The organism is Streptomyces sp. NPDC127108 (assembly GCF_042677545.1).
Taxonomy (GTDB): domain Bacteria; phylum Actinomycetota; class Actinomycetes; order Streptomycetales; family Streptomycetaceae; genus Streptomyces.
Map to the genome: position 1 here is coordinate 38,163 of NZ_JBHXTE010000053.1, position 26,912 is coordinate 65,074.

A 26,912-nucleotide genomic window follows, 5' to 3' on the forward strand; every position below is an offset into this window, starting at 1 on the left:
CCAGTTCGGAGAGGCTGTCCCGGCCGGGGCTCGGAAAGCCGGAAAAGGCAGAAAAGGCGGAAAGGTGGAACGGGGCCATGGGGTACGGGGAGACGGCGGACTTCGTCACGCTGCGGGGCGAGGAGGAACTGGTGCGGCGCGCCGGTGATCTCTTCGCGTCCGCCCGGGACGAGTTCCTGTGCGGGGCCGCCGACCTCGTCACCTGGTCGGGCGGGGTGAACGCCGTCTTCGCCGACGGGAAGCGGCCGCCGCTGCGGCCGGGGCGCCCCGGCGGGCTCGCGATGCGCAAGGTGTACACGCGGCGGGCGCTCGGCGACCCGGAATCGGAGCGGCGGCTCGCGGCCATCGCCGCGTCCGGCGCGCAGGTGCGGATCTCGGCCGCGCCGCTGGCCCGGGAGGCGATCGTCATCGACCGGCGGGTGGCGGTCCTCGCCGGGTCCGAGGGGCGGGGCGCGCGTACGTACACGGTGGTGCGGGCGGCCGATGTCGTCGAGGGCGTCCACTCGCTGCTGTACGCGACCTGGGAGGCCGCCGAGGACGTCGCGGACTGCCTCGCGGGCGCCGCGCCGCCCGCGTTGGACGCGGAGGCCCGTTCAGTGCTCGGGGCGTTGTCCGACGGGCTCACCGACGAGGCTGCCGCTCGGCGGCTCGGGATGTCCTTGCGGACCTACCGGCGGCGGGTGGCCGGGCTGATGGCGACCCTCGGGGCGACGTCGCGCTTCCAGGCGGGGGTGCGGGCGCGGGGGCGGTAGCCCCGCGCGGCGCGCCCCGGGCCCGGCCGCGACCAGTTCCTGACCGAGCGTGCCCCGCGAGGCGACTGTTCAGCCGCACGGCAGCCACGCCCACACCGTCTTCCCCGGCGCCCGCTCCACCACCCCCCACTCCGCCGCCAGCGCCGCCACCAGGACCAGGCCCCGCCCCGACTCGGCGTCCGGGCACGGCAGTTCGGGGCTCTGCGGCGGGCGGCGCTCCGTGCGCGTGTCCGTGACCTCGACGCGTACGCCGTCCGCCGCGAGCAGCAGGCGCAGCTCGAAGTCCCGGCCCGCCACGCGGCCGTGCGTCACCGCGTTCGCCGCCAGCTCGGCGGTCACCTGCGCCACCGCGTCGGACAGTTCGCTGTCGTACGGGACGCCCCAGCCGTCGAGGTGGTACCGCGCGACCCTGCGGGCCAGGCGGGCCCCTCGCGGGGTGGCGCTGATGCGCTGCGTGAACATATGTGCTGGTGTGGGGGTTTGCACCTGGAGTGGCATGACACCCACCGTGACCTGCACTGTCGTCCGACGGGAGCCCCGGAACTCGTACGCTGCGTAAGTGTACGGGTGCGAAGTGTGGACAGTACGGGTAACTGTCCGTGAGCATGGGCGCGTTGGCGGGGAACGGTACGCAAGCGTCTGGGGAGACCCGTGATGTCGTCAAGCACGCCTGGAACGAACGAGCCCGAGCCGACCGACGGGCTCAAGGCCTTCGGTGCGGCCCTGAAGAGCTTTCGCAAGCGGGCCGGTTATACGCAGGAGGCTCTCGCCCCGGAGATTGGTTACTCGACGCACTTCGTGGCGTCGATCGAGCAGGGGCGGCGGTTTCCGCCCCCACGGTTCGTCGACCAGGCCGAGGCCACGTTGGACGCCTTCGGGACGCTGCGGCTGGTGGCCAACCAGCTGTCGCGCCAGCGCGGGTTGGCGTCCTGGTTCCGTCAGTGGGCCCAGCTGGAGCAGGAGGCGATCACCCTCTACACGTACGAATGCCGTTTGGTTCCCGGGCTGTTGCAGACGCCCGCGTACGCCGAAGCGGTGTTCTCCAACCGGTTGCCGACGCTCGGCGACGAGCAGATCCAGGCGCAGCTGGCGGCGCGCATCGAACGCCAGAGGCTCCTCACGGAGCGGCCGAACACGGCCTACAGCTTCATCCTCGAAGAGCACATGTTCCTGCGGAACTTGGGCGGACCAGAGGTCACAAGGGAACTCATCGATCACATCGTCGCCCTGGCTGCCCGGCGCAACATCGAGGTCCAGATCATGCCTCTGGTCCGCGAGAGTCACGCCGGGCTGGACGGCCCCGTGCAGCTCCTTGAGGGCCCTGACAATCGCTGGTTCGCTTACTGCGAGGGCCAGCGCGGCGGACAGCTCATCTCCGACGCGAAAGAGATCAGCGTGCTCCAGAAGCGGTATGCCAGGATGCGTTCACAGGCTCTCTCGTTCGAGCACTCGGTGAGCCTGCTGGAGCGGATGCGAGGAGCATGATGGGCACCTCCGAACTGGCCTGGTTCAAGAGCAGCTACAGCAGCGGCACCGACGGCGACTGCGTCGAAGTGGCCCCCGGCCCCGCCGCCGTACACATCCGTGACTCCAAGAACCCCCAAGGCCCCCAACTCGCCCTGGAGCCAAGCGCCTGGGCCGACTTCCTCACGTACGCGCGTACCCGACCCGGAGGCCGTGCGCGCTGAGGATCTGCGGCAGCGGCTGGAAGAACGTCGTGCCGCCGGACGCGCAGTTGCCGCTGCCGCCCACGACGATGCCGAGCGCCGCGTCACCGGCGAAGCCGGGGCCGCCCGCGTCGCCGGGCTCGGCGCAGACGTTCGTGCGGATGAGGCCGTGCACGGTGCCCTCGGGGAAGGTGACCGAGGCGTTCAGGGCCTGGATGGTGCCGCAGTGCATGCCGGTCGTGGGTCCCGTACGGCAGATCTGCTGGCCCACGACGGGCTGCGGGGCGCGGTTGATGCGGATGATCTGGCTTCCGGCCCTGATCTCGCTGGGGTAGGTCAGGGTGGTGTTGGTGTAGCGCACGAGGGCGTAGCTGCTGCGGGGGAAGACGACGGTGTCGGTGACGCCGACCGGGACGGTGAGGCCGGGGTCGGCGTACCACTGGGTGCCGACGGTGCCGCAGTGGCCGCCCATGATTCCGTAGAACCGCGTGCCGTTGATGACGTTGAAGGCGACCGTACAGCGGCCGCCGGCGGAGTAGAGGACGTCGCCGCCGCGGACCGCCGTCGCGGCGGGCGCGGCGGCTGTCGCCGAGGGGGCGGCGAGGAGGCCCAGGGCCGCCAGGGTGGCGCACAGTAACTGGGCGATGATCAGCCGGAGTCTCATGGGTTCTCCTGTGGGGGCGGGGATGTGCGCGTGGGCATTGTTGCGAAGTCCGGCGGGCCCGTCACGGGGTGCGGCACGTGCCCCGTTCGTCGATTCCGAACGCGGGCATACTGGTGCCATGGGCACTGACCCGCTGGGCGCACCTTCCCTCACGAGCACCGACGCACAGCCCGAAGCGAAGCGCGGGCAAGGTGCCGATGAACGGCGGCAGATGGCCGACGACCGCGATGCCGCTGCCGACCAGCGGGATGCCGCTGCCGACCAGCGGGATGCCGCTGCCGACCAGCGGGAAACAACCGCCAACCAGCGCGAAGCCACCGCCGACAGGCGCGAAGCCGCCGCCGACAAGCGGGATGCCAGCGCCGACCAGCGCGAGGCCACCCTGGACGCGTGGCAGGACAGGCTCACCGCCCATGAGAAGCGTCTGGACGCACGGCGTCGCGACGCGGGAGAGACGACTCCCAGCATGCGGAGGCGCTCGTACGAGCAGATCGGGCGCACCCAGATCCTGCTGGAGGCCAGCCAGGAGCGCCTGAACCGCAGCAAGGCGGCACTGCGTCGCGCGGATGCCTCGGACCTGCGCCAGCAGGACGCCGTCAACCGGGAGGCAGCGGCCGCCGCCAAACAGATGGCGGAGCGGACCCCGGTTCTGTTGGAGATCCTGCAGGCCCGGGCGCGCCTGCTGCGGGAGCGGGCCGTAGCGGCGGCCGAGGCGCTGGCCAAAGCCGAGGACGCCCTGGTCCGCGAGCACAGACGACGCCACCGGGCCCGGGAAGCGACCGAACACCACCACCGCGCCACCGAGGCCCGCTCCGTGGCCGCCACACTGTCCGCCATCGCCGAACCGCCCGAGGGCGAGGGCGAGGGCTAGCCCCCCACGAAGAGCCGCACGTGTCGGCAGAAACCTCCCAGCACCTTTGACTTGTTTTGAAGCACTCGCTTCAGAACATGCTAGGGTCCACCCGGGTTCTGAAGCGACTGATTCAAAACGAGTCGCGCCCCGTCGCAACCACCAGCCACAACCAGGGAGGGACCTCCATGCCGCTCGCGGTCTACGTGTTGGCGCTCGGCATCTTCACCCAGGGCACATCGGAGTTCATGCTGTCGGGGCTGCTCCCCGGCATGGCCGACGACCTGGGCGTTTCCATACCGGACGCCGGACTGCTCATCTCGGCGTTCGCGATCGGCATGGTCGTCGGCGCGCCGCTGCTCGCCGTGGCGACGCTGCGCTGGCCGCGCCGCACGGCGCTCGTGCTGCTCCAGGCCGTGTTCATCGCGGGGCACGTCGTGGGCGCGCTCGCGCCGGGGTACGGCGTCCTCTTCGCGACCCGGATCGTCACCGCGCTCGCGTACGCCGGATTCTGGGGCGTGGCCGTCGCCACGGCCGTGGCACTCGTGCCGAGCGAGGCCAAGAGCAAGGCAGTCGGGCTCGTCGCGGGCGGCCTGACGCTCGCGACCATCGTCGGCGTCCCGGCCGGTACCGTCCTCAGCCAGTCCGCGAGCTGGCGCGCCGCCTTCTGGGCGGTGGCCGCGGCGACCGCCGTCAGCCTGGCCGCGACCGTGCTGGCCGTGCCGGGCGGCCGGGGCTCGCGCGAGGCGCCGTCCGTGCGCGCCGAGCTGCGCGGCATGAAGCGGCCGCAACTGTGGCTGTCGTACGCCGTCACCGGCTTCGCCTTCGGCGCGGTCATCGTCACCTTCTCCTACCTCGCCTCCCTGCTCACCGACGTGAGCGGCCTGAGCGAGGGCTGGGTGCCCGCCGTGCTCGCGCTGTTCGGGGCGGGCGGCATGCTCGGCCTGCTCGTCGGCAGCCGCACCGCGCAGGCGCACGCCGTCGGCACGCTCGGGTGGGGGCTCGGCGGGCTCGCCGTGATCTCGGCGGCCCTCGCGCTCACGGCGGACACCGCCATCGCCGTCGTACTCGCCTTGATCTTCCTGCTCGGCATGGCGGGGTACGTCACCAACCCGGCGCTCCAGTCCCGGGTGTTCACCCTCGCCCCCGACGCGCCCACCCTCGTCGGCGCGACCAACACCGCCGCGTTCAACGTCGGCAACACCCTCGCGCCGATGCTCGGCGGGCTCACCATCGACGCCGGGTACGGGTACACGTCGGTGGCCTGGGTCGGGGCGGGGCTCGCTGTGCTCGGGTGCGCGGGGGCGCTGTGGGCGGGGCGGCTTGAGCGGGCGACGGCGCGGGCCGCGCGGGGGCGGACTCCCCTGACCGCCGCCGCGGCCCCCGCCGATCTCACCGCTCCCGCCGGTCCCAGTGGTTTTGAAAAGGTATTCCAAAACCGGTAGGCTCCGGTCCATGGCCAGGCCACGACAGTTCGACGAGGACCGCGTCATCACCGCCGCCATGGAGACCTTCTGGCGTCACGGGTACGAGGGCACGTCCACCCGCGACCTGTGCGACAGCACGGGCCTCGGCCCGTCCAGCCTCTACAACACCTTCGGCGGCAAGCGCGAGCTGTATCTGCGCGCCCTCGACCGCTACTACGAGACGGTCACCGGCGCGCAGATCGAGCGGCTCCAGGGGCCCGGCACCGCCAAGGACCGGCTGCGCGCGATGATGCTGCATTCCGTCGACAGCGACCTCGACGCGGACGACGGGCGCGGCTGCTTCGCGATCAACGCGGCGATCGAGCTGGCCGGGCTCGACGCGGACGTCAAGCGGGTCGTCCGGCGCAACTTCACGCGGGTCGAGGACGAGGTGCGCGCGGTCGTCGAGGAGGGCCAGAGGGCGGGCGAGATCCCGGCGGACCGCGACGCCCGCGCGCTGGCCCGGCTCGTCCAGAGCACGTACTACGGCCTGCGCGTCCTCGGCCGCGTACAGGACGACCGCGACGTGCTGCTCGCCACCATCGACAACACCCTGGAGCGGCTGTGACCAGCGTGGACGTACAAGGGACCGCCGGGTCCCCGCCGCCTCGGACCGACCTCCTCACCGCCATGGAGGACAACCTCGCCGCGCACGCCGGGCATCTGCACCGGAAGCTGCCCGGCGCCACCGTCACCGAGGCCGACGACCTGTTCGTCGCGGACAGCGGCATCGACGACGACACCTTCAACATCGTCGCCGCCGCGCGGTTCGCGCCCGAGGCCGCGGACGCCCGGATCGCCGAGACCGTCGAGCGCCTCGCCGCCACCGGGCGCACCTTCTCCTGGTGGGTCGGCGCGGCGTCCACGCCCGGCGACCTGGGCGAGAGGCTCGCGGCGGCCGGGCTCACCGCCGCCGAGACCGAGACCGGCATGTGGCTCGACCTCGGCGCCGCCCCGCCGCGCGCCCGTTCGCAGGGCCTGGAGATCCGGCCGGTCACGACGGCCGCCGAACTCGCCGCGTACGCCGCGATCCTGGCCGCGAACTGGGAGCCGCCCGCCCCGACGGTCCGCGCCTTCTACGCGGCCGCCGCCGAAGGCGCACTCGCCGTCGGCTGCCCGGCCCGCTACCTCGTCGGGTACGCCCGCGGGCGACCCGTGTGCACGGCCGAGGTCTTCCTGCACGCGGGCGTCGCCGGGATCTACAACATCTCGACGCTCGCCGCCGACCGGCGCCGCGGCCACGGCGGCGCGATCACGCTGGCCGCGCTGCACGCGGCTCGCGACGCCGGGTCCACGACGGCGGTCCTCCAGGCGTCACCCGACGGCGAGCCCGTCTACCGCAAGCTCGGCTTCGCCGCCCTCGGCCGCTTCACCGAGTACGCAGTTGCGTCGACGGCACGATCTGCTGCGGCTGGTTAGGGCTCGACCACAGCAGCTTCATGTGCGCCTCACCGGTGTTCTCCGCGTAGTCGATGCGGATGCTGTGGCGCTTCCCGGCCGTCAGCGCCACCCGCGCCTTGTCGACCTTCGGCTCGTGCGGGTTCCAGGAGTCGATGACGAGCTTGCCGTCGATCCAGACCCGCACCACGTCGTCGGAGACCGTGGTCAGCGTGTACGTCTCCGTGCGGCGCGGCTCGATCGAGCCCGTCCAGCGGACGCCGAAGCGGTCCGACGGGATCGACGCGTCCGGTGAACCCCCGAACTTCCAGGCGTGGTTGACGGTGGAGTCGGTGCGGGTGATCTTCGGGGTGCCGGAGAGCTCCGCGTTGTCGAAGATCTCCTGCTTGAGGCCCGTGCCCTTGCCGGGGCGTGCCGTGCGGCCGGGGTCCACGGTCAGTTCGATCACGGTGGCGGTCGGGTTCGTGGCGTCGCCGGAGGGCGTCAGGTCGTAGCCGTCGCCCGCCTTGGTGACGGTGACGTGCTGCCGACTGCCGAGCACCCGGGCCGACTTGATCCGGAAGTCGGTGCGCGCGGTGAGGTGCAGGGCGTTGCCCGCGCCGGGCCAGCGCGTGACGGCCGCGTACAGCTTGTCGCCCTTGCGGCTCACCGCGCCCCACTTCGGCTCCTCGACCAGGCCGCCGTAGCGCGCTCCGTACACCGCCTCGCCCTGGCCCGCCGTGCGCAGCCAGGTGCCCATCTCCTCGAGGCGGTCCACGGAGGGCTGCGGGATGCGGCCGCGCGCGTCGGGGCCGACGTTCAACAGGTAGTTGCCGCTGCGGGAGGTGGTGGCGAGCAGGTTGTGGACGAGGCTCGTGCTCGACTTCCAGTTCTGGTCGTAGCGGGCGAAGCCCCAGTTGTCGTTGAGGGTCATGCAGGACTCCCACAGCTGGCCGTCCACCGGCGCGTCGGGGATCTCCTGCTCGGGTGTGCCGTAGTCGCCGTCGACCACGCGGCGCTTGCCGACCCGGTTGTTGATGACGAGGTCCGGGTTCAGGCCGCGCAGGTACGACTCCAGGCGCTCGCCTTCCTTCGCGGTCCACGGGTTGTGCGGGTCCTCTGTGTCCCACTCGCCGTCGAACCACAGCAGCGCCGGGTCATAGCTGTCGACCAGCTCCTTGAGCTGGGCGTACATGCGCTTCTCGTACTTCGGGAAGGTCGCCGGGTCGGGGAAGTCCGGGTCGTGCCAGTCCCAGATCGAGTAGTAGAAGCCGAGCTTGATGCCCGCCTCGTCGGACGCCTTCTTCAGCTCCGCGAGGATGTCGCGCCTCTTGTCGAACGACGAATGGTCGCGCAGGTTCCAGGAGTTGACCTTCGTCGGCCACATCGCGTAGCCCTCGTGGTGCTTGGACGTGATGACGATGTACTTCATCCCCGCGTCCTTGGCCGCCTTCACCACCGCCTTCGCGTCGAAGTCCGCGGGGTCGAAGGCCTTGGCCTGCTTCTCGTACGCGTCCTTGGGGATCTTGCACTGGCGCTGGATCCACTCGGCGTTGCGGCAGACCGTGCCGTCGGGGCGCCTGTACTCGCCCTCCAGGTTCGAGTACGCGCCGAAGTGGATGAACATGCCGAAGCGGTCCTGGCGGAACCAGTTGGCGCGGTCGGCGGTGAAGGGGTCATCGGCGGCGTGGTCGGTTCCGGGGCCCCCGGCGGGGCCTGCGGGCGGGGCGGGGGCGCGGGGCGCGGGCGTGGCGGCGGCCGCCGGGAGGGCCGTGGCGGCGAGGGCCGCGGCGAGGAGCAGAGCGAGCGTGGGGACTCTTCTACGCATGTGCGGGCTCCTGTTCGTTGACGGAACGCTGCGGAACGTAGGAGCAGATACATCCGATGTCAATGCGAGGAACGAGACGTTCCCTGGGTTCAGTTGGGACGTACGGCACTCGATGATCCGATGAATCCTGGTGGTCCTTGGTGCAGTCGAACTGATCCCAGGAACATGTCCGGCGGCCCTGGATCTCGCGCTCGGGCGTGTGGCAGGCTCCTCCGAGTCCCCCCACCAGACCCGGAATTCAGGACTTCTCCGTGCGCCGAATACCTGCCGTTGCCGCCTGCGTCGCCGCCGCGCTCTCCCTCGTGCTGACCGGATGCGGGGGTGACGGCAAGAAGAGGGACAAGGGCTCGTCGGGTTCCACGGCGTCCGTGGAACCGGCGGAGAAGACCCCCGGCAAGGGCGGCGGGAAGGACGGCGCCGAGCAGACCGCGTCGCCCACCCCGAGCCGTACGAAGAAGGCGACCGCCACGCCGACGCGCGCCGCGACGCCGACCGCCCCGGCCACCCCCACCAGGCCCCGCGCCAGCGCCCCCGCCGTCCCCCCGAAGAAGACCACCCGCCCGGGCACCTCCGGACCGCAGTCCGTGCAGGGCACCTGGTACCACGTGGCGCGCGGCAGCGGCGGACGGCTGATCGTCCTGACCATCAACGGCACCTCGATGAACATGGCGTCCGGCAGCAAGTCCTGCCCCGGCACCATCACTTCGGCCATGGTGATCAGGGCGACCTGCATGGGCGAGTCGGCGGCCGGAACGGCGCGGCTCAGCGGCGGGCAGCTCACGTTCGCCTGGCCGAACGGCGGCGGCAACGACTACTTCCGGCGGACGCAGCCCGCGGCCTGAACGGCGCCCGGGCCCGGGCCGAACGGCGTGAACGGTGCCCGACCGGGCGGTGAAGGACAGCGCAACCTCGGGCCCGAGGGTTACGGAACGGGGCGGGGCCGGGCAAGAGTCACCTCGGTACTCGCCGCCCGCCCCGACCCCGGGAGCCCCGTATGCCGCATCCGCCCCGCCGCCGTACCGTCCTGACCGCGTTCGCCGGCACCGCCGGTGCCGCCGTGGCCTGTTCGCCCGCCTCCTCGCGGGGCGCGGACGGCCCGGCGCCCGGTACCTCGGTCCGCACGCGCACCGGGACCGGGCCCGCCGCGGCGGCCACCGCGGCCGCGCGAAGACTGCTCCCCGACCACTGGGAGCAGGTCGCGTTCAAGACGGTCCCGAGCGCCGACGACGTCTTCCGGGTGTCCGGAAAACGCGGTCACATCGTCGTGTCGGGACCCACCGCAGCCGTCCAACTCACCGGCCTGCGCCACTACTTGCAGCACACCGCGCACGCCACGATCACCTGGGCGGGCGACCAGCTCGACCTGCCCGCGACGCTCCCCGCCCCGGGCGCCCCCGTCACCCGGCGCGCCGACGTCCCGCACCGCTTCGTGCTCAACGACACCAACGACGGCTATGTGAACGCCTACGCCGACTGGACCTACTGGGAGCACGAACTCGACGTACTCGCCCTGCACGGCTACAACGAGGTCCTGGTGTACGCCGGGGCCGACGCCGTCTATCACCGGATGTTTCAGGAGTTCGGGTACGACGACGAGGAGCTGCGGGCCTGGGTGCCCGGCCCCGCGCACCAGCCGTGGTGGCTGCTGCAGAACATGTCGTCCTTCCCGCACCCCGTGTCACGGCAGTTGCTCGCGAGACGCGCCCGCCTCGGCCGCCGCATCGCCGACCGGGCCCGTGAGCTGGGCATGACGCCCGTGCTCCCCGGCTACTTCGGCACCGTCCCGCCCGGTTTCGCCGACCGCAACCCGGGGGCGCGGACCGTGCCGCAGGGCGACTGGGTGGGCTTCGCGCGGCCCGACTGGCTGGACCCGCGCACCGACGCCTTCGCGCGCGTGGCGGCCGCTTTCTACCGGGTGCAGGACGAGCTGTTCGGCCCTTCGACGATGTACAAGATGGATCTTCTGCACGAGGGCGGCAAGCCCGGTGACGTGCCGGTCGGCGAGGCCGCGAAGAGCGTCGAGAAGGCGCTGCGGACGGCGCACCCGGACGCGCTCTGGGTGATCCTCGGCTGGCAGCACAACCCGCCGAAGGAGATCACGGACGCCGTCGACAAGTCCCGGATGCTCGTCGTCGACGGGCTCAGCGACCGATTCCCCACGGTCACCGACCGCGAGTCCGACTGGGGCTCCACGCCGTACACCTTCGGCTCGATCTGGAACTTCGGCGGGCACACGGTCCTCGGCGCGAACACGCCGGACTGGGCGGATCTCTACGAGAAGTGGCGCACCAAGGACGGCAGCACCCTGCGCGGCATCGCGCTCATGCCGGAGGCCGCCGACAACAACCCGGCCGCCTTCGCCCTCTTCTCCGAACTCCCGTGGCTGAATGGCGACTTGGACCTCAAGGAGTGGTTCGACGCATGGTCGGTGGCCCGCTACGGAGCGGCTGATCCGCACGCGCGGGCCGCCTGGGACGTGCTGCGCCGCACCGTCTACGGCACCACGCGCGCCGACAAGTGGGCCGAGGGCGCCGACGGCCTGTTCGGCGCGCGCCCCGGGCTCGCGGTGACGTCGGCGGCCTCCTGGTCGCCGAAGGCGCTGCGGTACGGGGCGGCGGACTTCGAGCCCGCGCTCAAGGAACTGCTTTTGGTGCGGCGGGAGTTGCGGAGGTCGTCCGCGTACCGCCGCGATCTGCTCGACGTGGCACGGCAGGCCCTGTCCAACCGCAGCCGGGTGCTGCTTCCGCGCGTCAAGGACGCGTACGACCAGCGGGACACCGCCCGCTTCGAGCGGCTGACCCGCACCTGGCTCGGCCTGATGGACCTGCTCGACCGCCTGGTCGGCACCGACGCGCGGCATCTGCTCGGCCGGGCGCTCGCCGACGCCCGGGGCTGGGGCGCCGACGCCCGCGAGCGGGACCGACTCGCCTACGACCAACTGTCGTTGCTGACCGTGTGGGGCACCCGCGCCGGGGCCGACGCGGGCCTGAAGGACTACGCCAACCGGGAGTGGGCGGGCCTGGTCGGCGGGTTGTACCGGCTGCGCTGGAAGACGTACTTCGACGAGCTGCGCGCCGCGCTCGACGAGGGCCGCGCGCCGAAGGACATCGACTGGTTCGCCCTTGAGGACCGGTGGACCCGGCAGCCGGGCCGGCTCGCGGTCCGTCCCACCGGGGACACGTACGCGATCGCGAAGCAGGTGCGCGCCGCGCTCGCCCGGTCCGACTGACGTCGGCCGGAGGTGGTCGCCGCGCCCGCGGACGGAACAGGAATCCGCCGCGGGCGCGACACCCTCACCAGGAACTGGTCAGTGCCTCACCAGGGGGACGATCAGGCGGGGCACTCCTTCCACTTGACGCGGTAGATGGTGCTGATGTCCCCGTCGGTGGAGTCCATCGTCATGAAGCTGGTCTTGGTCCGGTCCGAGGTGCCGACGTCGACGCGCAGCTCGGTGTTGATGTTGAAGTTGCGCTGTTTGCCGCAGGGCGCCCAGACCAGCTGGGTGACCTCGGTCTCGTCCGTGGCCTGCCAGTTGTCGGCGACAGGGCCGTTGAAGGAGTGCGTCTTGGTTCCCGTGTCCGGGGAGCCCTGGAAGTAGTACGAGGCCTTCTCGGTGCCCTTGGCACCCCTCTCCAGTGAGGCGAAGCCGCGGTAGTCGGCGCTCGCGATGGCGTAGGTGAAGCCGTGGGGGACGTGGACGATCAGGCTGAGCTGGCAGTTCTTCCTGAACGCCGTGGGAGCGGAGTTCCCGCCCGCCTGGGCGAGGTAGTCGCTGTAGGTGACGGTGAAGGCCGTGTTGTCCTCGGAGACGGCGACGGCGGCCGTCCCTCTCGGGCAGCCCGAACCGTTCACAGTGGCGACGTCGATCACGATCTTGTCCGGCGGCGGGTCGGAGAAACCCGACGGATCCTGCGCGGGCAGGCCCGCGCCGATCAGGGCGGCGAGTGCGCCCCCGGCGAGCAGTGCAACGGACATGGTTCTCCCAATTCTTGCTTCGGCCCACGGCGCGGCGCGCGCAGGGCGCGGGGCACCGTGAGGTGGGGGATGTAGCGGTGCTGGGAGGAACTGACTCAGCCCTCGCACGGGGGCCACGAGCGGCCCGCGGGCGATGAGCGGAGGCTGAGGGTGATGGGATAGTACGGACCAGCGTGAGCAGCGACTAGGGCGATGTCCGGCCATGTATGGGCGAAGTCGCGCGGCCCGTGAGGTGCCTGAGCGGTACACATCCGACGACTCTTGTTTGACGGGTATACGTCATCCTCAAATTCTGGTAGGAAACCTTCCTAACAGAACAGCGGAACGCTGAACTCCCCCACCTGGAGGATCCGTTGCACGCTCACCGCACCCCCCACGGGCGCACCACGCGTCGTGCCGTGATCGGCCTGGTCGGCGCCACCCTGGTCGCCGGTTCCCTGGCCCTGACCCAGACCGCGGGCGCCGCCCCGGCCCCGGCGCCCGCGAGCGCCGCCCCCTCGGTCTCCGCCGCCGCCGGGCTCGACGACCCGGCGAAGAAGGAGATCGCGATGAAGCTGGTCTCCAGCGCGGAGAACTCCTCGCTCGACTGGAAGGCGCAGTACGGCTACATCGAGGACATCGACGACGGCCGCGGCTACACGGCGGGCATCATCGGCTTCTGTTCCGGCACCGGCGACATGCTGGACCTCGTCGAGCTGTACACCCAGCGCAAGCCCGGCAACGTCCTGGCGAAGTACCTGCCCGCGCTGCGGAAGGTCGACGGCAGCGACTCGCACGAGGGCCTGGACCCGAACTTCACCAAGGACTGGAAGAAGGCCGCGCAGGACTCGGCGTTCCAGAAGGCCCAGAACGACGAGCGGGACCGCGTCTACTTCAACCCGGCGGTCAAGCAGGGCAAGGCCGACGGCATCGGCACGCTCGGGCAGTTCGCCTACTACGACGCGATCGTCATGCACGGCGACGGCGGCGACAACACCAGCTTCAGCAACATACGCAAGCGCGCCCTCACCAAGGCCAAGCCCCCGGCGCAGGGCGGCGACGAGGTCAAGTACCTGCACGCCTTCCTCGACGCCCGGGTCTGGGCGATGAAGCAGGAGGCGGCCCACGAGGACACCAGCCGCGTGGACACCGCGCAGCGCGTGTTCCTCAACAAGAAGAACCTGAACCTGAACCCGCCGCTCGACTGGAAGGTCTACGGCGACTCCTTCCACATCGGCGGCTAGCGGGCACCTCGCGCGGGCGGGCGCTCGGGGCACCGGGGGGTGCCCCGAACGCCCGCGCCCGCCTCAGTGCGTGACCGCGGACGCGGAGTGTGTGCGCTGTCCCGCGATCTCCTCGCCGGGCTCCATCGGCGCCGTGACCTCGTCGTCCTCGCTGCCCTTGCCGGTGTGGTTGAACAGCAGGTTCAGCACGACCGCGGCGACACAGCCGGTGGAGATGCCGGAGTCCAGGATGATCTTCGCGGTCTCCGGGAACGCGTGGTAGAACTCCGGCGCGGAGATGGGGATCAGGCCCACCGCGAGGGAGACGGCGACGATCAGGACGTTGTTGTCCTTCTCCAGGCCCGCCTTGACGAGGGTCTGGATGCCGCTCGCGGCGACCGAACCGAACAGGACCACGCCCGCGCCGCCGAGCACGGGACGCGGCACGACCGCGATGAGCGAGGCGGCCATCGGGCACAGGCCCATCAGGACCAGGAAGCCGCCACCGGTCGCCACGACGTACCGGCTGCGGATCTTCGTCATCGCGACCAGGCCGATGTTCTGCGCGAAGGCGCTGCACATGAAGCCGTTGAAGAGCGGGCTGACGGCGGAGCCGAGGGTGTCGGCACGCAGGCCCGCGGCGATGGTCTTCTCGTCGGCGGGGCGGTCCACGATCTCACCGAGAGCGAGCATGTCGGCCGTCGACTCGGTCATGGAGACGACCATGACGACACAGAGCGAGACGATCGCGGCGGCGGCGAACTGCGGGGCGCCGAAGTGGAACGGCGTCGGGAAGCCGACCACGTCCGCGTCGGCGACAGGACCGAAGTCCGTGACGTCGAAGGGGATCGCGACGAGCGTGCCGATCACGAGCCCGAGCAGCACCGCGATCTGCTTCACGAAGCCGCGCGTGAAGCGGCGGAGCAGCAGCACGATCACGAGCGTGACGCCCGCGAGCGAGAGGTACTTGGTCGAGCCGTAGTCGTCGGCCGCCGGGTTCGGGCCCTGCATCCAGCCGAAGGCCACCGGCATCAGGGAGATGCCGATGAGGGTGATGACCGTGCCGGTCACCACGGGCGGGAAGAAGCGGACCATCTTGGAGAAGAACGGCGCCGCGATGAAGCCGAGCAGACCCGCGACGATCACCGCGCCGAAGATGATCGGCAGCGCGTCGTCCTTGTCCTTGGTGGAGTCGACGACCGCCAGCATGGGCGCGACACCGGCGAAGGTGACGCCGTTGACGAAGGGCAGGCGGGCGCCGATCTTCCAGACGCCGATCGTCTGGAGGAAGGTCGCGAGACCGGCGGTGAACAGACAGGCGCCGGTGAGGAAGGTGAGTTCCTTCGCCGAGAGGCCGACGGCGGCGCCCACGATGAGCGGCGGCGCGACGACGCCCGCGTACATGGCGGCGACGTGCTGCAGGCCGGTGGTGGCCATCTTCAGCGCGGGCAGCTTCTCGTCGACGGGATGTGGGGGCCCGTCGGGCTGTGGGGTGGTGCCTTGCTTGGTGAACCTGGGCTTGGTCGCCACTGCGGCTCCTCCGTTTGTTTTCCTGTGCCGGCTGCGGACCGGCACGCGCTTCTGGGAGGTGGTGCGTGATGCAAGGACTTGCTCGTTATGCGGTTGTGAAGCGCCCAGGTAGTACTGACCGCCCCGGCGACGTGAAGCTTTGGGCCACGTTCCGGGGCGGCACTCGAGCAGCCCGCTCGGCTGCTCGAGTCCGGTCGGGGGCCGTCCCCCCCGACCGGAGATCCAGGGGTCAGCTCCCCGCGGCGATGCGCGCGAGTCGCTGCGCCTCGTCCCGCGCGGTGCGGGCGATGGCGTCCTCGTCGACGTGCAGGAGGCGGCCGTTCTCGACGACCGGCTCGCCGTTGACGAGGGAGAGCGTCACCGGCGCTGCCGCGCCGAAGACGATGGCGGTGACCGGGTCGGCGATCGAGGAGTGCCCGATGCCGTCGATCTTCCACAGGACCAGGTCGGCGAGCTTGCCCGCTTCCAGGGAGCCGATCTGGCTCGCCCGGCCGAGGACCTGGGCACCGCCGTACGTCCCGAGGCGCAGGGCCTGACGGGCGTTCAGGGCGGCTTCCTTGTGGGCGCCCAGGCGGTTGATGAGGAGCGCGTTGCGCAGTTCGGTGTGCAGCTCGCCGGACTCGTTGGACGCGGTGCCGTCCACGCCGAGGCCGACGGGGACGCCCGCGGCGAGCATGTCGGGTACGCGGGCGATGCCGGCGGCGAGCCGGGCGTTGGAGGAGGGGCAGTGGGCGACGCCGGTGCCGGTGCGCGCGAACGCCTCGATGTCGGAGTCGTTCATGTGGACGCAGTGCGCCATCCACACGTCCTCGCCGAGCCAGCCGGTGGACGCGAAGTAGTCGGTCGGGCCCAGGCCGAACAGCTCGTGGCAGAACTTCTCCTCCTCGACCGTCTCGCTGCCGTGGGTGTGCAGCCGCACCCCGAGGCGGCGCGCCAGCTCGGCGCCCTGCTTCATGAGTTCGGTGGACACGGAGAAGGGCGAACAGGGGGCGACGGCCACCTGCGTCATGGCGCCGAAGGACGCGTCGTGGTGCTTCTTGACGGTCTCCTCGGTGGCGGCGAGCGCGCCCTCCAGGGTCTCGACGGCGAAGTCCGGCGGCAGGCCGCCGTCCTTCTCGCTGCGGTCCATGGAGCCGCGCGCCAGGGTGAAGCGCACGCCCATCTCGCGGGCCGCCCCGATGATGGCGCCGGACAGGTCGCCGGAGCCCTTGGGGTAGACGTAGTGGTGGTCCATGGCGGTGGTGACGCCGCCGCGGGCCATCATGCCGAGGGAGCCCTGCGCGGCGGCGCGGACCATGTCCTCGTCGATGCGCGCCCACGTCGGGTACAGCGCCACCAGCCAGTTGAACAGGTTGTGGTCGGTGGCGAGGCCCCGGGTGATCCACTGGTAGAAGTGGTGGTGGGTGTTCACCAGGCCGGGCGTGACCAGGTGTCCGGTGCCGTCCACGCGGCGTACGACGTTCTCCAGGCCCTCGGGGGCCTTCCCCGCGCCGATCGACTCGATCGTGTTGCCCGCGACGACCACGTACCCCGAGGCGTACTCGGTGTCGTCGGCGTCCACGGTCGCGATGGCGCAGTTCTCGATGACGATGCGCTCGACGGCGCCTTCGGGGGTTGCCGATGCTGCCATGGTGCTTCCTTTGTGGGTGAGTGGCGAGATGCTGGGCACGGCATGACCCTAGGAAGATTTGAGTGCCGCGGCGGTGCTGCCACGGGTGCCGAGGTGGTGGAAGAACAGGTTGAGCGAGACCGCGGTGAGCGCGCCCGCGCTGATGCCGGAGCCGAGGACGGTCTGGGCCCACGCGGGGAAGTCCGCGTAGAAGGTGGGCGCGGCGAGCGGGATGATGCCCGCTCCGAGCGACACGGCCACCAGGATGATGTTGGAGCTGTCGTCCAGGCCCGCCTCGGAGAGCGTACGGATGCCGCTGACCGCGATGGAGCCGAAGAGGACGATGCCCGCGCCGCCGAGCACCGGCATCGGTACGAGGCTGACGACCGCGCCGAGCGCCGGGAAGGCGCCGAGGACGATGAGCGCCCCGCCCGCGACGGCGACGACGTAGCGGCTGCGCACCCGGGTCAGCGAGACGACGCCGACGTTCTGCGCGAAGGCGGAAGTCGGGAAGCCGCCGAAGACCGGGCCGACCAGGGTGGCGATGCCGTCGGTGCGCAGGCCGCGCGTGATGGTCCTGCCGTCCGTCCTGCGTTCGCAGATCTCGCCGAGCGCGAGCATCCCGGCGCTGGACTCCGTCATCAGGACGAGCATCACGATGCACAGGGAGAGGATCGCGGCGGGCTGGAACTCGGGGGCGCCGAACGCGAACGGCTCGGGCACGGCGGCGACGGGCGCGGACCTCAGGGCGGCGAAGTCGGCCATCCCGAACGGGATCGCGGCGAGCGTGCCGATGAACAAGCCCATGAGCAGGGCGACTTGCTTGAGGAAGCCGCGGGCGAAGCGCTGGAAGAGCAGGATCACCACGAGCGTGAAGGCGGCGAGCGCGAGGAAGCGCATGTCGCCGAAGTCGGCGGCCTCCTTGTCGCCGCCCTGCGCCCAGGTGACGGGCACGGGCATCAGCGTCACGCCGATGAGCGTGATGACGACGCCGGTGACGAGCGGCGGGAAGAAGCGGAGCAGGCGGCCGAAGAAGGGGCCGACGGCGAGGCAGAAGACGCCCGCGACCATCACCGCGCCGTAGATCGCGGGGAGTTGGTGTCCCGTCGCGCTGTTCTCGGCGATGGCGAGGATGGGTGCGATGCCCGCCGAGGACGCGGCGTTCACGAACGGCAGGCGGTTGCCCACGACCCCTTTGACGCCGAGGGTCTGGAGCAGGGTGGCGAGTCCGGCGATGAGCAGGCTCGCCGCGATCAGCCGGGTCTGGGCGGCGGTGTCGAGGCCGACGGCCTGGCCGATGATGAGCGGAGGGGTGACGACGCCCGCGTACATGGCGGCGATGTGCTGGAGCGCGGCGGGGACGAGCCGCGAGGGGTGGAGCTTCTCGTCCACCGGGTGGCACTCGTCCACCGGGGGACAGTGGGGAGTTGGCTCCCCTTCGGGTATTGCGGGCTGTGCCATGCCTTTCGTTCCCTCCGGTGTGGCGCGCCCCGGACGTCAGGGGCCGGGGCGCGCGTCCCGCGTCAGAGGTTGGTCATGTCGACCGGGATCCTCGCCTCGGTGCCTTCGCGCAGGATGGTGGCCTCGATGAGGCCGTAGGGGCGGTCGGCGGCGTAGTAGACCGCGCCGTCCTTGGCGTCGTTGTCCAGGCCGCAGAAGGACAGGTCCTGGCGGAAGTGGTGCTTGTTGGGCGCGGAGAAGCGGATCTCGTCTATCTCGCCGCGGTTGTTCAGGACCCGGGTGCCCATCTGGTACAGCGTCTGCTGGAGCGAGAGGGAGTAGGTCTCCACGAAGGCCTGCAGGATGTGCTTCTTGGCCTGGTCGTAGGACTTCTCCCAGTTCGGCATGCGCTGCTCGTCACTGGTCCAGTTGTGCCGCCACCACGTCGAAAGGGACGTGGCGAGGATGCGGTCGTAGTCCTCCTTGAGCGTCGTGTACTTGTCCTTGATGTAGCCCCAGAACTCGGAGTTCGTGGAGTTCATCACGGTCAGGTCCTTCAGACCGCTCAAGACCTCGAAGTGCGTGCCGTCGTAGGTGATCTGGGCGACCCGGATCTCCTGGCCCTTGCGCACGAAGGAGTGCTTGACCTCGTCGGCGCCGATGAACTGCGAGTTGGCGTCGGAGGCGGTGATGCGCTCCCAGGCGTACTCCTCGATGCGGATGCGCGCCCGGTGGATGGAGGGCTGGCTGTCCACGAAGTGCCGCGCGAGGTGGATGCCGTACTGCTCGGCGGACTCGATGCCGTATTCCTTGGCGAACGCGAAGCAGGTGTTCTTCGTGGTGTCCGTCGGCAGGCAGTTGGCGTTCGAGCCGCTGTAGTGCACGTCGTCCAGGTCGCCGGAGAGGGCGACGGAGACGTTGAGGTCCTTGATGTGGTGGGTGTCGCCGTCCCGCGTGATCTTGACGACCCGGTTCTCTGCCTTGCCGTACTGGTTCTGGCCCAGGATCACAGGGCGGGCCCGGCGGGAATCGTCTGTCATGTCTGCTAGCTCCCTCGGTAAACGGAGTAGCCGAACGGGTTGAGCAGCAGCGGTACGTGGTAGTGCTCGCCCGGTACGACGGCGAACGTGATCGCCACCTCGGGGAAGAACACACCGCTCGCACCGCTGTCCCGATTCGCGGGGGCGTCCTGCTGCGCCTCGGCTTGCGTTGCTTGCTTGCTCAGGAAGTACGCCTCGACGGCGAAGTCGAGCCGTACGTGGGTGGTGCCCTCCGGCAGCGCCGGCAGGTCCTTGCAGCGCCCGTCCGCGTCGGTGGCCGAGCCGCCGAGCGCCACCCAGTCCGCGCCGTCGCCGCCGCGGGCGGCGAGCGTGATGGCGACGCCCTCGGCGGGGCGGCCGACGCTGGTGTCCAGGATGTGCGTGGACACGGACGCGGTGGTTTCGGTGCTCATGCGTTCTCTTCTTCCAGGAGGCGGGCCAGGCGGATGCGGTTGATCTTGCCGAGTTCGGTGCGGACGATCTCCCGCTCCTGCTCGGGCGAGTTGCCGATCCGGTCCCGGACCGCGTCCCGCATCTGCTCGCCGGTCCTGCCGGTGGCGCAGATGAGGAAGACGTGGCCGAACTTGTCCTGGTAGGCCAGGTTGAGGTCGAGCATCTCGGCCTTGAGCTCCTCGGACGCCCCGGCCATGCCCCGCTGTTCGCGGGACGAGGTCGGGTCTCCCGGCTTCGGGCGCCCGATGGGCGGGTGCCCCGCCATCGCCTCGGCCAGGTCGTCGGCGGTCAGCTCGGCCATGGCGGCGTCGCTGGCTGCGTAGAGGGCGTCGGCGGTGGTGAAGGGGCGCTGGGCGAGCAATTCGCTCCCCCAGGCCGAGGAGGCGCAGGCCTCGTGGAGCTCGGCGGTGGCCGCCGGCTCCGGCAGGGCGTTGAACCGGGCCAGGCCCGGTGTCGTACGGGAAGTCACGGGGTGCCTCCGTGGCCATGTGCTGGACGGGCTGCGGAACAGCTAAGACCTTCAACAACATCCCGTCAACAGTTTGTTGAAATCATTTGAACAAAGAAGCCGTCACCCCGCGATCCGGGTGACGGCTCGGCCGCGCAGCGTGACGACACCGTCGCCCCGCGGCGGGGAACTACTTGTCCTTCGCGGCGTTTTCCCTGTTCAGGTAGTTGTAGACGGTGAAGCGGCTGACCCCGAGGGCGCTCGCCACGGTCTCCACACCATGGCGCACGGAGAACGCGCCACGGGCCTCGAGTATCCGTACGACCTCCTGCTTGGCCTTGCGGTCGAGCTCCGCGAGGGGCATGCCGCGCTTGCGCTCCAGGGCGAGCAGGATGTGGTCGAGGGAGTCGGCGAGCTGCGGAAGGCGCACCGCGAGCACGTCCTCGCCCTCCCAGGCGAGCACCACGTCGTCCGGGCCCGCCTGGTCCGGCGGCAGCAGTTCGCCGCCCATGGCGTCCACGAGCGGCTTCACCGCGGTGGCGAAGGGGTCGTCCCCGAAGCCGGTCACGGGGCGACCTCCCCCGGCGCGGTCCGCTCGCCCGGCTCCGCGATCACATTGACCTGGAGCGAGACACGCGTGGCGCCCGCACCCAGGGACCGGCGCAGCATCGCGTCGACGGCCGTCAGGACCGCGTCGACGTCGCCCTCGGCGGTGTTGCCGAAGGGGCCGACGTCCACGGCGTCGAGGTCGGCGCCCTGGATGACGTCGCGGGCGGCCAGGGCGTGGGGCGGCGCCTCGTCGAGGTCGAAGGGCTCGGTCGTGAACTCCACTCTCAATCGCACGGCGCCAACTTAACGCGGCATCCCGGCCACCAGGCGACCCCGCCCGGCTTCTTGAGGGCGTCGGGCCCGGATTTCCGGTGGAGCCCCTTGACAGCTTCCGCGGATCGGATGCAGTCTTCCATCAAGCAGAAATGAACTTCCGCAATACGGAAGGAGCGCGGAAGCCCCATGGGATACTCCGACCAGCGCTTCAATGTGAACCTGTCGATCCTCTTCACCGAGCTCCCGCTCCTGGAGCGCCCCGCGGCCGCCGCGAAGGCCGGCTTCGGCGCGGTCGAGCTGTGGTGGCCCTGGGTCGACGCCCCCACCCCCGAGCGGTCCGAGCTCGACGCCCTCAAGAAGGCGATCGAGGACGCGGGCGTGCGGCTTGTGGGCCTGAACTTCTACGCCGGGCAGCTCCCGGGCCCCGACCGCGGGGCGCTGTCGATCCCCGGCGAGGAGAGCGAGAAGTTCCGCGCGAACCTCGCGGTGGCGGCGGACTTCGCCAAGTCGCTCGGCTGCAAGGCGCTCAACGCGCTGTACGGCAACCGCGTCGAGGGCGTGGCCCCGGCCGTCCAGGACGAACTCGCCCTGGAGAACCTGGCGTTGGCGGCCCGCGAGGCCGACCGGGTGGGCGCGGTCCTACTGATCGAGGCGCTGAACGCCCCCGAGTCGCCCCAGTGCCCCATCGTGAGCGCCCCCAAGGCGATCGAGATCGTCGACAAGGTGAACGCCGCGACCGGTCTCGGCAACGCGAAGTTCCTCATGGACCTCTACCACCTGTCCATGAACGGCGAGGACCTGCCGTCGGTCATCGAGCAGTACGCGGCCAAGACCGCGCACGTGCAGATCGCCGACAACCCGGGCCGCGGCGCCCCCGGCACCGGCTCGCTCCCCCTCGAGGGCCTTCTCGACCAGCTCAAGAAGGCGGGGTACGAGGGCTGGGTCGGCCTGGAGTACAAGGCCGCCGACGCCGCCGCTTCCTTCGAGTGGCTTCCCCGCGAGGCCCGCGCCGCGCGCTGAGCGCCAACTCATAGACGTACGAAAGCAGTCAGAGAGGCACCCTCATGAGCAGCAACCTCCCCAAGGTCGCATGGATCGGCCTCGGCATCATGGGCTCCCCCATGTCCGAGAACCTGATCAAGGCGGGTTACTCCGTCACCGGCTTCACCCTGGAGCAGGACAAGCTGGACCGCCTCACCGCCGCGGGCGGCACCGCCGCGAAGTCGATCGCCGAGGCCGTCAAGGACGCCGACGTCATCGTGACGATGGTGCCCGCGTCGCCGCAGGTCGAGGCCATCGCGTACGGCCCGGACGGCATCCTGGAGAACGCGCGGTCCGGCGCCCTGCTCATCGACATGTCGTCGATCACGCCGCAGACCTCGGTGGACCTGGCCGAGGCCGCCAAGGACAAGGGCATCCGCGTCCTGGACGCCCCGGTGTCCGGTGGCGAGGCCGGTGCCATCGAGGCCGTGCTCTCCATCATGGTCGGCGGCGAGCAGGCCGACTTCGACGCGGCCAAGCCGCTCCTCGACGCGCTCGGCAAGACCATCGTGCTGTGCGGCCCGCACGGCTCCGGCCAGACGGTGAAGGCCGCGAACCAGCTGATCGTCGCCGTGAACATCCAGGCGTGCGCCGAGGCCGTGGTCTTCCTGGAGAAGTCGGGCGTGGACCTGGCGGCGGCCCTGGACGTCCTCAACGGCGGCCTCGCCGGTTCGACCGTCCTGACCCGCAAGAAGGACAACTTCCTGAACCGCGACTTCAAGCCGGGCTTCCGCATCGACCTGCACCACAAGGACATGGGCATCGTCACGGACGCCGCCCGCAACGTCGGCGCGGCCCTGCCCGTCGGCGCCGTGGTCGCCCAGCTCGTCGCCAGCCTGCGCGCGCAGGGCGACGGCGGCCTCGACCACTCGGCCCTGCTCCGCTCCGTCGAGCGCCTCTCCGGCGCCCGGCTCTGAGCCGAGGCCGTCGGACCGAAGGCCGTAGAGCACCCCAGACTTCCGGGCCGCGGTGGCGTTGACACCTGTCCTGTCGCGCCCAGACGCCGCCGCGGCCCGGAACACCCACCCCTCCCATCAACTTCAACAAACTGTTGACGCAGCAGCTCAGGGGTCCTTACGCTCCCCATCACGTCAGCAGCCACAGCACGGAAGGCCGACCCACCACCATGTCGCAGCGTGTGCTCACGACCGAGTCCGGCGCTCCTGTCGCCGACAACCAGAACTCCGCCTCCGCCGGTGTCGGCGGCCCGCTGCTCCTCCAGGACCAGCACCTGTTGGAGAAGCTCGCCCGCTTCAACCGCGAGCGGATCCCGGAGCGCGTCGTGCACGCCCGCGGCTCGGGCGCCTACGGCTACTTCGAGGTGACCGACGACGTCACCGCGTACACCTCCGCCGCCTTCCTCGGCGAGGTGGGCAAGCGCACGGAGACCTTCCTGCGGTTCTCCACCGTGGCCGACAGCCTCGGCGGCGCGGACGCCGTCCGCGACCCGCGCGGCTTCGCGGTGAAGTTCTACACCGAGGAGGGCAACTACGACCTCGTCGGCAACAACACCCCGGTGTTCTTCATCAAGGACCCGCTGAAGTTCCCCGACTTCATCCACTCGCAGAAGCGCGACCCGTTCACGGGCAAGCAGGAGCCGGACAACGTCTGGGACTTCTGGGCGCACGCCCCCGAGGCCACGCACCAGGTGACCTGGCTGATGGGCGACCGCGGCATCCCCGCGTCGTACCGCCACATGAACGGCTACGGCTCGCACACCTACCAGTGGACGAACGCCCAGGGCGAGGCCTTCTTCGTCAAGTACCACTTCAAGACGAACCAAGGCATCCGCTGCCTCTCCGCCGAGCAGGGCGCCGAGCTCGCGGGCAAGGACGCCAACTCCCACCAGACGGACCTGCTCCAGGCCATCGAGCGGGGCGTCAACCCGTCCTGGACCCTGCACGTGCAGATCATGCCGGCGGCCGACGCGGCGAACTACCGCTTCAACCCGTTCGACCTCACCAAGGTGTGGCCGCACAGCGACTACCCGCTCCAGCGCGTGGGCCGCCTGGTCCTCGACCGCAACCCGGACAACGTCTTCGCCGAGGTCGAGCAGTCCGCGTTCTCGCCGAACAACTTCGTGCCCGGCATCGGCCCCTCGCCCGACAAGATGCTCCAGGGCCGCCTGTTCGCCTACGCGGACGCGCACCGCTACCGCCTCGGCGTCAATCACACCCAGCTCGCCGTGAACGCCCCGAAGGCCGTACCCGGGGGCGCCGCCGACAACTACGGCCGCGACGGTCTGATGGCCACCAACGCCTACGGCCGCGACCGCAGGAACTACGAGCCGAACTCCTACGACGGCCCCACCGAGACCGGCAAGCCCCTGTCGGCCCCGCTGGCCGTCACCGGCCACACCGGCACGCACGAGGCCCCGGCCCACACCAAGGACGACGACTTCTACCAGGCGGGCGAGCTGTACCGGCTGATGTCCGCCGAGGAGAAGGCGCGCCTCGTGGCGAACATCGCGGGCGGACTCTCGCAGGTCTCCCGCGACGACGTCATCGAGAAGAACCTCGCCCACTTCCACGCCGCCGACGCCGACTACGGCAAGCGCGTCGAGGAAGCGGTCCGCGCCCTGCGCGACGACTGAGGACGGGCCCCGACCCCAAGGCTGCGCGGGGGACTTGACGGGAGGTCAGTCCCCTCGCGCGGAGGCCCGCACCGCCGTGGACCCGGATGAGGGGTGGTCCCACGGCGGGCGGGACGACGAGGACCGCGGCGGCTCGGCCGAGCCAGTGCGGTGGTGAAGGTCTTCCGGCACGCCTTCGACCTGAGAAGGCGCCGCCCGGGGGCTGTCGCCCGCGCCGCCGCGGTCCCGGCACACTCCCCTCCCCTGGACTCCCCGTGGCTCCCCGTGGCTCCCCGTGGCTCCCCGTGGCTCCCCTTGGCTCCTCGGCTCCCCGTGGCTCCGCTTGACTCCCCTTGGCTCCGCTTGCCCCTCCCGCTCCCCCTGATTCCGCCCGGCGGCGCGTATGCATGTTCCGCCAGTCGCACGCCGTCGGGCGGCAGCAACTCCCTGGCCCCCGGGGCGCCCACGCGCCCCGGGGACTTCGGCGTACGACGGCTCCGGCGCGCCGGGCCGAGCGGTCAGCGGACCTTCTCCCCCGCCGCCAGCGTCGCGACCATCCGCTCCAGGCGCGCGGCCCGCGTGCGCTCCGTCCGCGCCGTCTGCAACCGCAGGATCACCCGGAACCGGTCCGTCTTGCCGAGCCCGTCGTACGTCCGGGCGGCCCGCGGTTCGGCCGCAAGAGCCGCCGCCAGATCGTCGGGTACGACCGCCTCTGCCTGTGCGTCGTACGCGGCGTCCCAGCGGCCGTCCGCCTGCGCCGCCGCGATCTCGGCGAGGCCGCGCGCACGCACCCGGCCCGCGGCGACCAGTGCCTCCACCCGGTCGATGTTCCGCTTCGACCAGGTGCCGCGCGGGCGGCGCGGGGTGATCTTCTGCAGGAAGTACGTGTCGTCGAGGCGGCGCCGCTGGCCGTCGATCCACCCGAAGCACAGCTCCAGGTCGATCACCTCGTCGGTCGTCACGGAGGCGACGCCCGACGCCTTCTTGGCCAGCTTCAGCCAGATGCCGGGACTGTCCTCGTGATGCGCGTCCAGCCACTCCTCCAGCGCGCCCCGGTCGGCGAACGCGCGGACCGGGAGCCCGTCGAACGTCTCCATGGCAGGACTCCCTCGATCCGCACGTGTGTACCTCCCGCCACGGTATACGGCCCCCTCCCCCGCGCGGCGGAGACGGTCCGGCGTACGGGCTGACGATCTCCGGCCGTGCGGGCGGAAGAGTAACTGTCATGACGACGACCGCAGTTCACGAGGGCGAGATCCGCACCGGTACGGGCGAGGGGCAGGGGACGGACACGGGGTGGGGGCTGGCCGCCGCCGACGCAGGCACCGTCGCCGGGCTCGGCACAGGTACCGCCGCCGGGACCAGCGCCGGGGTCGGCACCGGCACCGAGCGTCCCGTCCCCCGGTGGGCCGAGCGCGTCGCCCACCTCATCCCGCTGGTCCTGCTCGCCCAGTGCGTGTGGCGGCTGCCCTTCGCCTTCGGGTTCGACATGGGCACCGACACCGGGTCCCTGGGCAGCCTGTGGATCTCGGTGCCGTACATCTTCGCCCTGAGTCTGCTCACGGAGGCGCTGGCTCTGTTGGGCTTCGGGCTGGTGCGGGGGTGGGGTGAGGTGGTGCCGGGGTGGGTCCCGCTGGTCGGCGGGCGGCGCTTGAACCGGTGGGTCGCGGTGGTGCCCGCGACGCTCGGCGGACTCGGTGCGACGGCTCTGTTCGGGCCCTTCACGCTCGGCGCACTCGGGCTCGGCTTCTCCTTCGGGGAGTTCGACAACGGCTTCTGGGAGTTCCTGTTCCGCGCCTGCGTCCTGCCGGTCGGCCTGTGGGGTCCGCTGGTGCTGGCCCTGACCGTCCACTACTTCGTACGGCGCCGCCCGTCGTCGCCCTGAGCCGCTCCGCAGTCCGGGCCCTCGCGGGGGCGCCCCAGTCCCACCCCTTCTCCGATCCCGGGGCTCTGCCCCTGGACCCCGGGGGTGGGTGTCCCCTTCGGGTGGGACAGCCGCTGCCGGATCGGCGCTCCGCGCCTCGTCCTCAAGCGCCGGACGGGCTGGATACTTCGCCGAGGCGGGCCGAAAGGCGCTGCGGGGCGGGCTGAAGGTGCCGGGCTGTCGGTCTGCTGGTGCAAGTTCGGGCGGGCGGGTGGGAGAAAGCCCGTCCGGCGCTTGAGGACGAGCGCG

The 26,912-nt window shown here is 71.1% G+C and carries 27 protein-coding genes; 14 read left to right on the forward strand and 13 right to left on the reverse strand.

Features of this window, described 5'->3' with window-relative positions:
• Positions 1–77 precede the first annotated feature (77 nt).
• Positions 78–752 (forward strand): DNA-binding response regulator, encoded by a 675-nt coding sequence (locus tag ACFVHO_RS34155; protein ID WP_385723407.1) that lies wholly within the window; start codon positions 78–80, stop codon positions 750–752.
• Positions 753–821: 69 nt separating this feature from the next.
• On the opposite strand, the gene ACFVHO_RS34160 is transcribed toward ACFVHO_RS34155, so the two are convergent.
• Positions 822–1,214: an ATP-binding protein gene (locus tag ACFVHO_RS34160; RefSeq protein WP_385723409.1), complete on the reverse strand. Its 393-nt coding sequence runs from the start codon at positions 1,212–1,214 to the stop codon at positions 822–824.
• A gap of 192 nt (positions 1,215–1,406) precedes the next feature.
• On the opposite strand from ACFVHO_RS34160, the gene ACFVHO_RS34165 reads away from it, so the two are divergent.
• Together ACFVHO_RS34165 and ACFVHO_RS34170 are read left to right on the forward strand one after the other, a co-directional pair.
• Positions 1,407–2,237: a Scr1 family TA system antitoxin-like transcriptional regulator gene (locus ACFVHO_RS34165; RefSeq protein WP_385723412.1), complete on the forward strand. Its 831-nt coding sequence runs from the start codon at positions 1,407–1,409 to the stop codon at positions 2,235–2,237.
• Positions 2,237–2,440, forward strand: coding sequence for a DUF397 domain-containing protein (locus ACFVHO_RS34170; protein ID WP_385723479.1), 204 nt, complete (start codon positions 2,237–2,239; stop codon positions 2,438–2,440). The genes ACFVHO_RS34165 and ACFVHO_RS34170 overlap by 1 nt, the downstream gene beginning before the upstream one ends.
• Here ACFVHO_RS34170 and ACFVHO_RS34175 read toward each other — a convergent pair.
• Positions 2,400–3,083, reverse strand: a complete 684-nt coding sequence (locus ACFVHO_RS34175; protein ID WP_385723414.1) for a S1 family peptidase — start codon at positions 3,081–3,083, stop codon at positions 2,400–2,402. The two genes, ACFVHO_RS34170 and ACFVHO_RS34175, sit on opposite strands and share 41 nt — an antisense overlap.
• A gap of 118 nt (positions 3,084–3,201) precedes the next feature.
• On the opposite strand from ACFVHO_RS34175, the gene ACFVHO_RS34180 reads away from it, so the two are divergent.
• From ACFVHO_RS34180 to ACFVHO_RS34195, 4 genes are all read left to right on the forward strand, one after another.
• Positions 3,202–3,954: a hypothetical protein gene (locus ACFVHO_RS34180; protein ID WP_385723417.1), complete on the forward strand. Its 753-nt coding sequence runs from the start codon at positions 3,202–3,204 to the stop codon at positions 3,952–3,954.
• Positions 3,955–4,121: 167 nt separating this feature from the next.
• Positions 4,122–5,378, forward strand: coding sequence for a Cmx/CmrA family chloramphenicol efflux MFS transporter (locus ACFVHO_RS34185; RefSeq protein WP_385723420.1), 1,257 nt, complete (start codon positions 4,122–4,124; stop codon positions 5,376–5,378).
• A 10-nt stretch (positions 5,379–5,388) separates the two neighbouring features.
• Complete coding sequence (locus ACFVHO_RS34190; RefSeq protein ID WP_385723423.1) at positions 5,389–5,967, forward strand: TetR/AcrR family transcriptional regulator; 579 nt, start codon at positions 5,389–5,391, stop codon at positions 5,965–5,967.
• 62 nt (positions 5,968–6,029) lie between these two features.
• Complete coding sequence (locus ACFVHO_RS34195; RefSeq protein ID WP_385723482.1) at positions 6,030–6,818, forward strand: GNAT family N-acetyltransferase; 789 nt, start codon at positions 6,030–6,032, stop codon at positions 6,816–6,818.
• Here the strand turns inward: ACFVHO_RS34195 and ACFVHO_RS34200 are convergent.
• Positions 6,769–8,604: an alpha-L-fucosidase gene (locus ACFVHO_RS34200; RefSeq protein ID WP_385723426.1), complete on the reverse strand. Its 1,836-nt coding sequence runs from the start codon at positions 8,602–8,604 to the stop codon at positions 6,769–6,771. The genes ACFVHO_RS34195 and ACFVHO_RS34200 overlap by 50 nt on opposite strands.
• Before the next feature lie 251 nt (positions 8,605–8,855).
• Between ACFVHO_RS34200 and ACFVHO_RS34205 the strand changes: the two genes are divergently transcribed.
• Both ACFVHO_RS34205 and ACFVHO_RS34210 read left to right on the forward strand, forming a co-directional pair.
• Entirely contained in the window at positions 8,856–9,446 is a 591-nt protein-coding gene (locus ACFVHO_RS34205) for a hypothetical protein (protein WP_385723429.1), read from the forward strand.
• A 152-nt stretch (positions 9,447–9,598) separates the two neighbouring features.
• Positions 9,599–11,833, forward strand: a complete 2,235-nt coding sequence (locus ACFVHO_RS34210; protein ID WP_385723431.1) for an alpha-N-acetylglucosaminidase — start codon at positions 9,599–9,601, stop codon at positions 11,831–11,833.
• A gap of 101 nt (positions 11,834–11,934) precedes the next feature.
• Here the strand turns inward: ACFVHO_RS34210 and ACFVHO_RS34215 are convergent, their stop codons facing one another.
• Entirely contained in the window at positions 11,935–12,579 is a 645-nt protein-coding gene (locus tag ACFVHO_RS34215) for a DUF4360 domain-containing protein (protein ID WP_385723433.1), read from the reverse strand.
• A gap of 353 nt (positions 12,580–12,932) precedes the next feature.
• Between ACFVHO_RS34215 and ACFVHO_RS34220 the strand changes: the two genes are divergently transcribed.
• Positions 12,933–13,802: a chitosanase gene (locus ACFVHO_RS34220; protein ID WP_385723435.1), complete on the forward strand. Its 870-nt coding sequence runs from the start codon at positions 12,933–12,935 to the stop codon at positions 13,800–13,802.
• Positions 13,803–13,865: 63 nt separating this feature from the next.
• Here ACFVHO_RS34220 and ACFVHO_RS34225 read toward each other — a convergent pair whose 3' ends face one another.
• The 8 genes from ACFVHO_RS34225 to ACFVHO_RS34260 all read right to left on the reverse strand — a co-directional run bounded on the left by ACFVHO_RS34225 (position 13,866) and on the right by ACFVHO_RS34260 (position 21,144).
• Complete coding sequence (locus ACFVHO_RS34225; RefSeq protein ID WP_385723438.1) at positions 13,866–15,311, reverse strand: nucleobase:cation symporter-2 family protein; 1,446 nt, start codon at positions 15,309–15,311, stop codon at positions 13,866–13,868.
• A 229-nt stretch (positions 15,312–15,540) separates the two neighbouring features.
• The gene (locus ACFVHO_RS34230) at positions 15,541–16,941 is read right to left on the reverse strand and encodes an 8-oxoguanine deaminase (RefSeq protein ID WP_385723440.1); all 1,401 of its coding nucleotides are present in this window, start codon (positions 16,939–16,941) and stop codon (positions 15,541–15,543) included.
• 48 nt (positions 16,942–16,989) lie between these two features.
• Entirely contained in the window at positions 16,990–18,381 is a 1,392-nt protein-coding gene (locus tag ACFVHO_RS34235; RefSeq protein ID WP_385723442.1) for a nucleobase:cation symporter-2 family protein, read from the reverse strand.
• 62 nt (positions 18,382–18,443) lie between these two features.
• The gene (pucL, locus tag ACFVHO_RS34240; protein WP_385723445.1) at positions 18,444–19,400 is read right to left on the reverse strand and encodes a factor-independent urate hydroxylase; all 957 of its coding nucleotides are present in this window, start codon (positions 19,398–19,400) and stop codon (positions 18,444–18,446) included.
• 5 nt (positions 19,401–19,405) lie between these two features.
• Positions 19,406–19,813, reverse strand: coding sequence for a hydroxyisourate hydrolase (gene uraH, locus ACFVHO_RS34245; RefSeq protein ID WP_385723448.1), 408 nt, complete (start codon positions 19,811–19,813; stop codon positions 19,406–19,408).
• On the reverse strand, positions 19,810–20,322 hold the full coding sequence (uraD, locus tag ACFVHO_RS34250; RefSeq protein WP_385723450.1) for a 2-oxo-4-hydroxy-4-carboxy-5-ureidoimidazoline decarboxylase: 513 nt from the start codon (positions 20,320–20,322) through the stop codon (positions 19,810–19,812). Before uraD ends, uraH begins: the two co-directional genes overlap by 4 nt.
• 169 nt (positions 20,323–20,491) lie before the next feature.
• Positions 20,492–20,869 carry a helix-turn-helix domain-containing protein gene (locus ACFVHO_RS34255; RefSeq protein ID WP_385723454.1) on the reverse strand — a complete coding sequence of 126 codons (378 nt, stop codon included), beginning with the start codon at positions 20,867–20,869 and terminating at the stop codon, positions 20,492–20,494.
• Positions 20,866–21,144, reverse strand: coding sequence for a hypothetical protein (locus ACFVHO_RS34260; protein WP_385723457.1), 279 nt, complete (start codon positions 21,142–21,144; stop codon positions 20,866–20,868). Before ACFVHO_RS34260 ends, ACFVHO_RS34255 begins: the two co-directional genes overlap by 4 nt.
• Positions 21,145–21,312: 168 nt before the next feature.
• Here ACFVHO_RS34260 and ACFVHO_RS34265 point away from each other — a divergent pair, with 168 nt between their 5' ends.
• The 3 genes from ACFVHO_RS34265 (at position 21,313) to ACFVHO_RS34275 (ending at position 24,760) form a co-directional block, all read left to right on the forward strand.
• Positions 21,313–22,146, forward strand: coding sequence for a TIM barrel protein (locus ACFVHO_RS34265; RefSeq protein ID WP_385723459.1), 834 nt, complete (start codon positions 21,313–21,315; stop codon positions 22,144–22,146).
• Between the two features lie 44 nt (positions 22,147–22,190).
• Entirely contained in the window at positions 22,191–23,084 is an 894-nt protein-coding gene (locus tag ACFVHO_RS34270; RefSeq protein ID WP_385723462.1) for a 2-hydroxy-3-oxopropionate reductase, read from the forward strand.
• 209 nt (positions 23,085–23,293) lie between these two features.
• Positions 23,294–24,760, forward strand: coding sequence for a catalase (locus tag ACFVHO_RS34275; RefSeq protein WP_385723464.1), 1,467 nt, complete (start codon positions 23,294–23,296; stop codon positions 24,758–24,760).
• Positions 24,761–25,257: 497 nt separating this feature from the next.
• Here the strand turns inward: ACFVHO_RS34275 and ACFVHO_RS34280 are convergent, their stop codons facing one another.
• On the reverse strand, positions 25,258–25,836 hold the full coding sequence (locus tag ACFVHO_RS34280; protein WP_385723467.1) for a YdeI family protein: 579 nt from the start codon (positions 25,834–25,836) through the stop codon (positions 25,258–25,260).
• Between the two features lie 128 nt (positions 25,837–25,964).
• Between ACFVHO_RS34280 and ACFVHO_RS34285 the strand changes: the two genes are divergently transcribed.
• Positions 25,965–26,624 (forward strand): hypothetical protein, encoded by a 660-nt coding sequence (locus ACFVHO_RS34285; RefSeq protein WP_385723470.1) that lies wholly within the window; start codon positions 25,965–25,967, stop codon positions 26,622–26,624.
• The last annotated feature ends 288 nt before the right edge of the window (positions 26,625–26,912 follow it).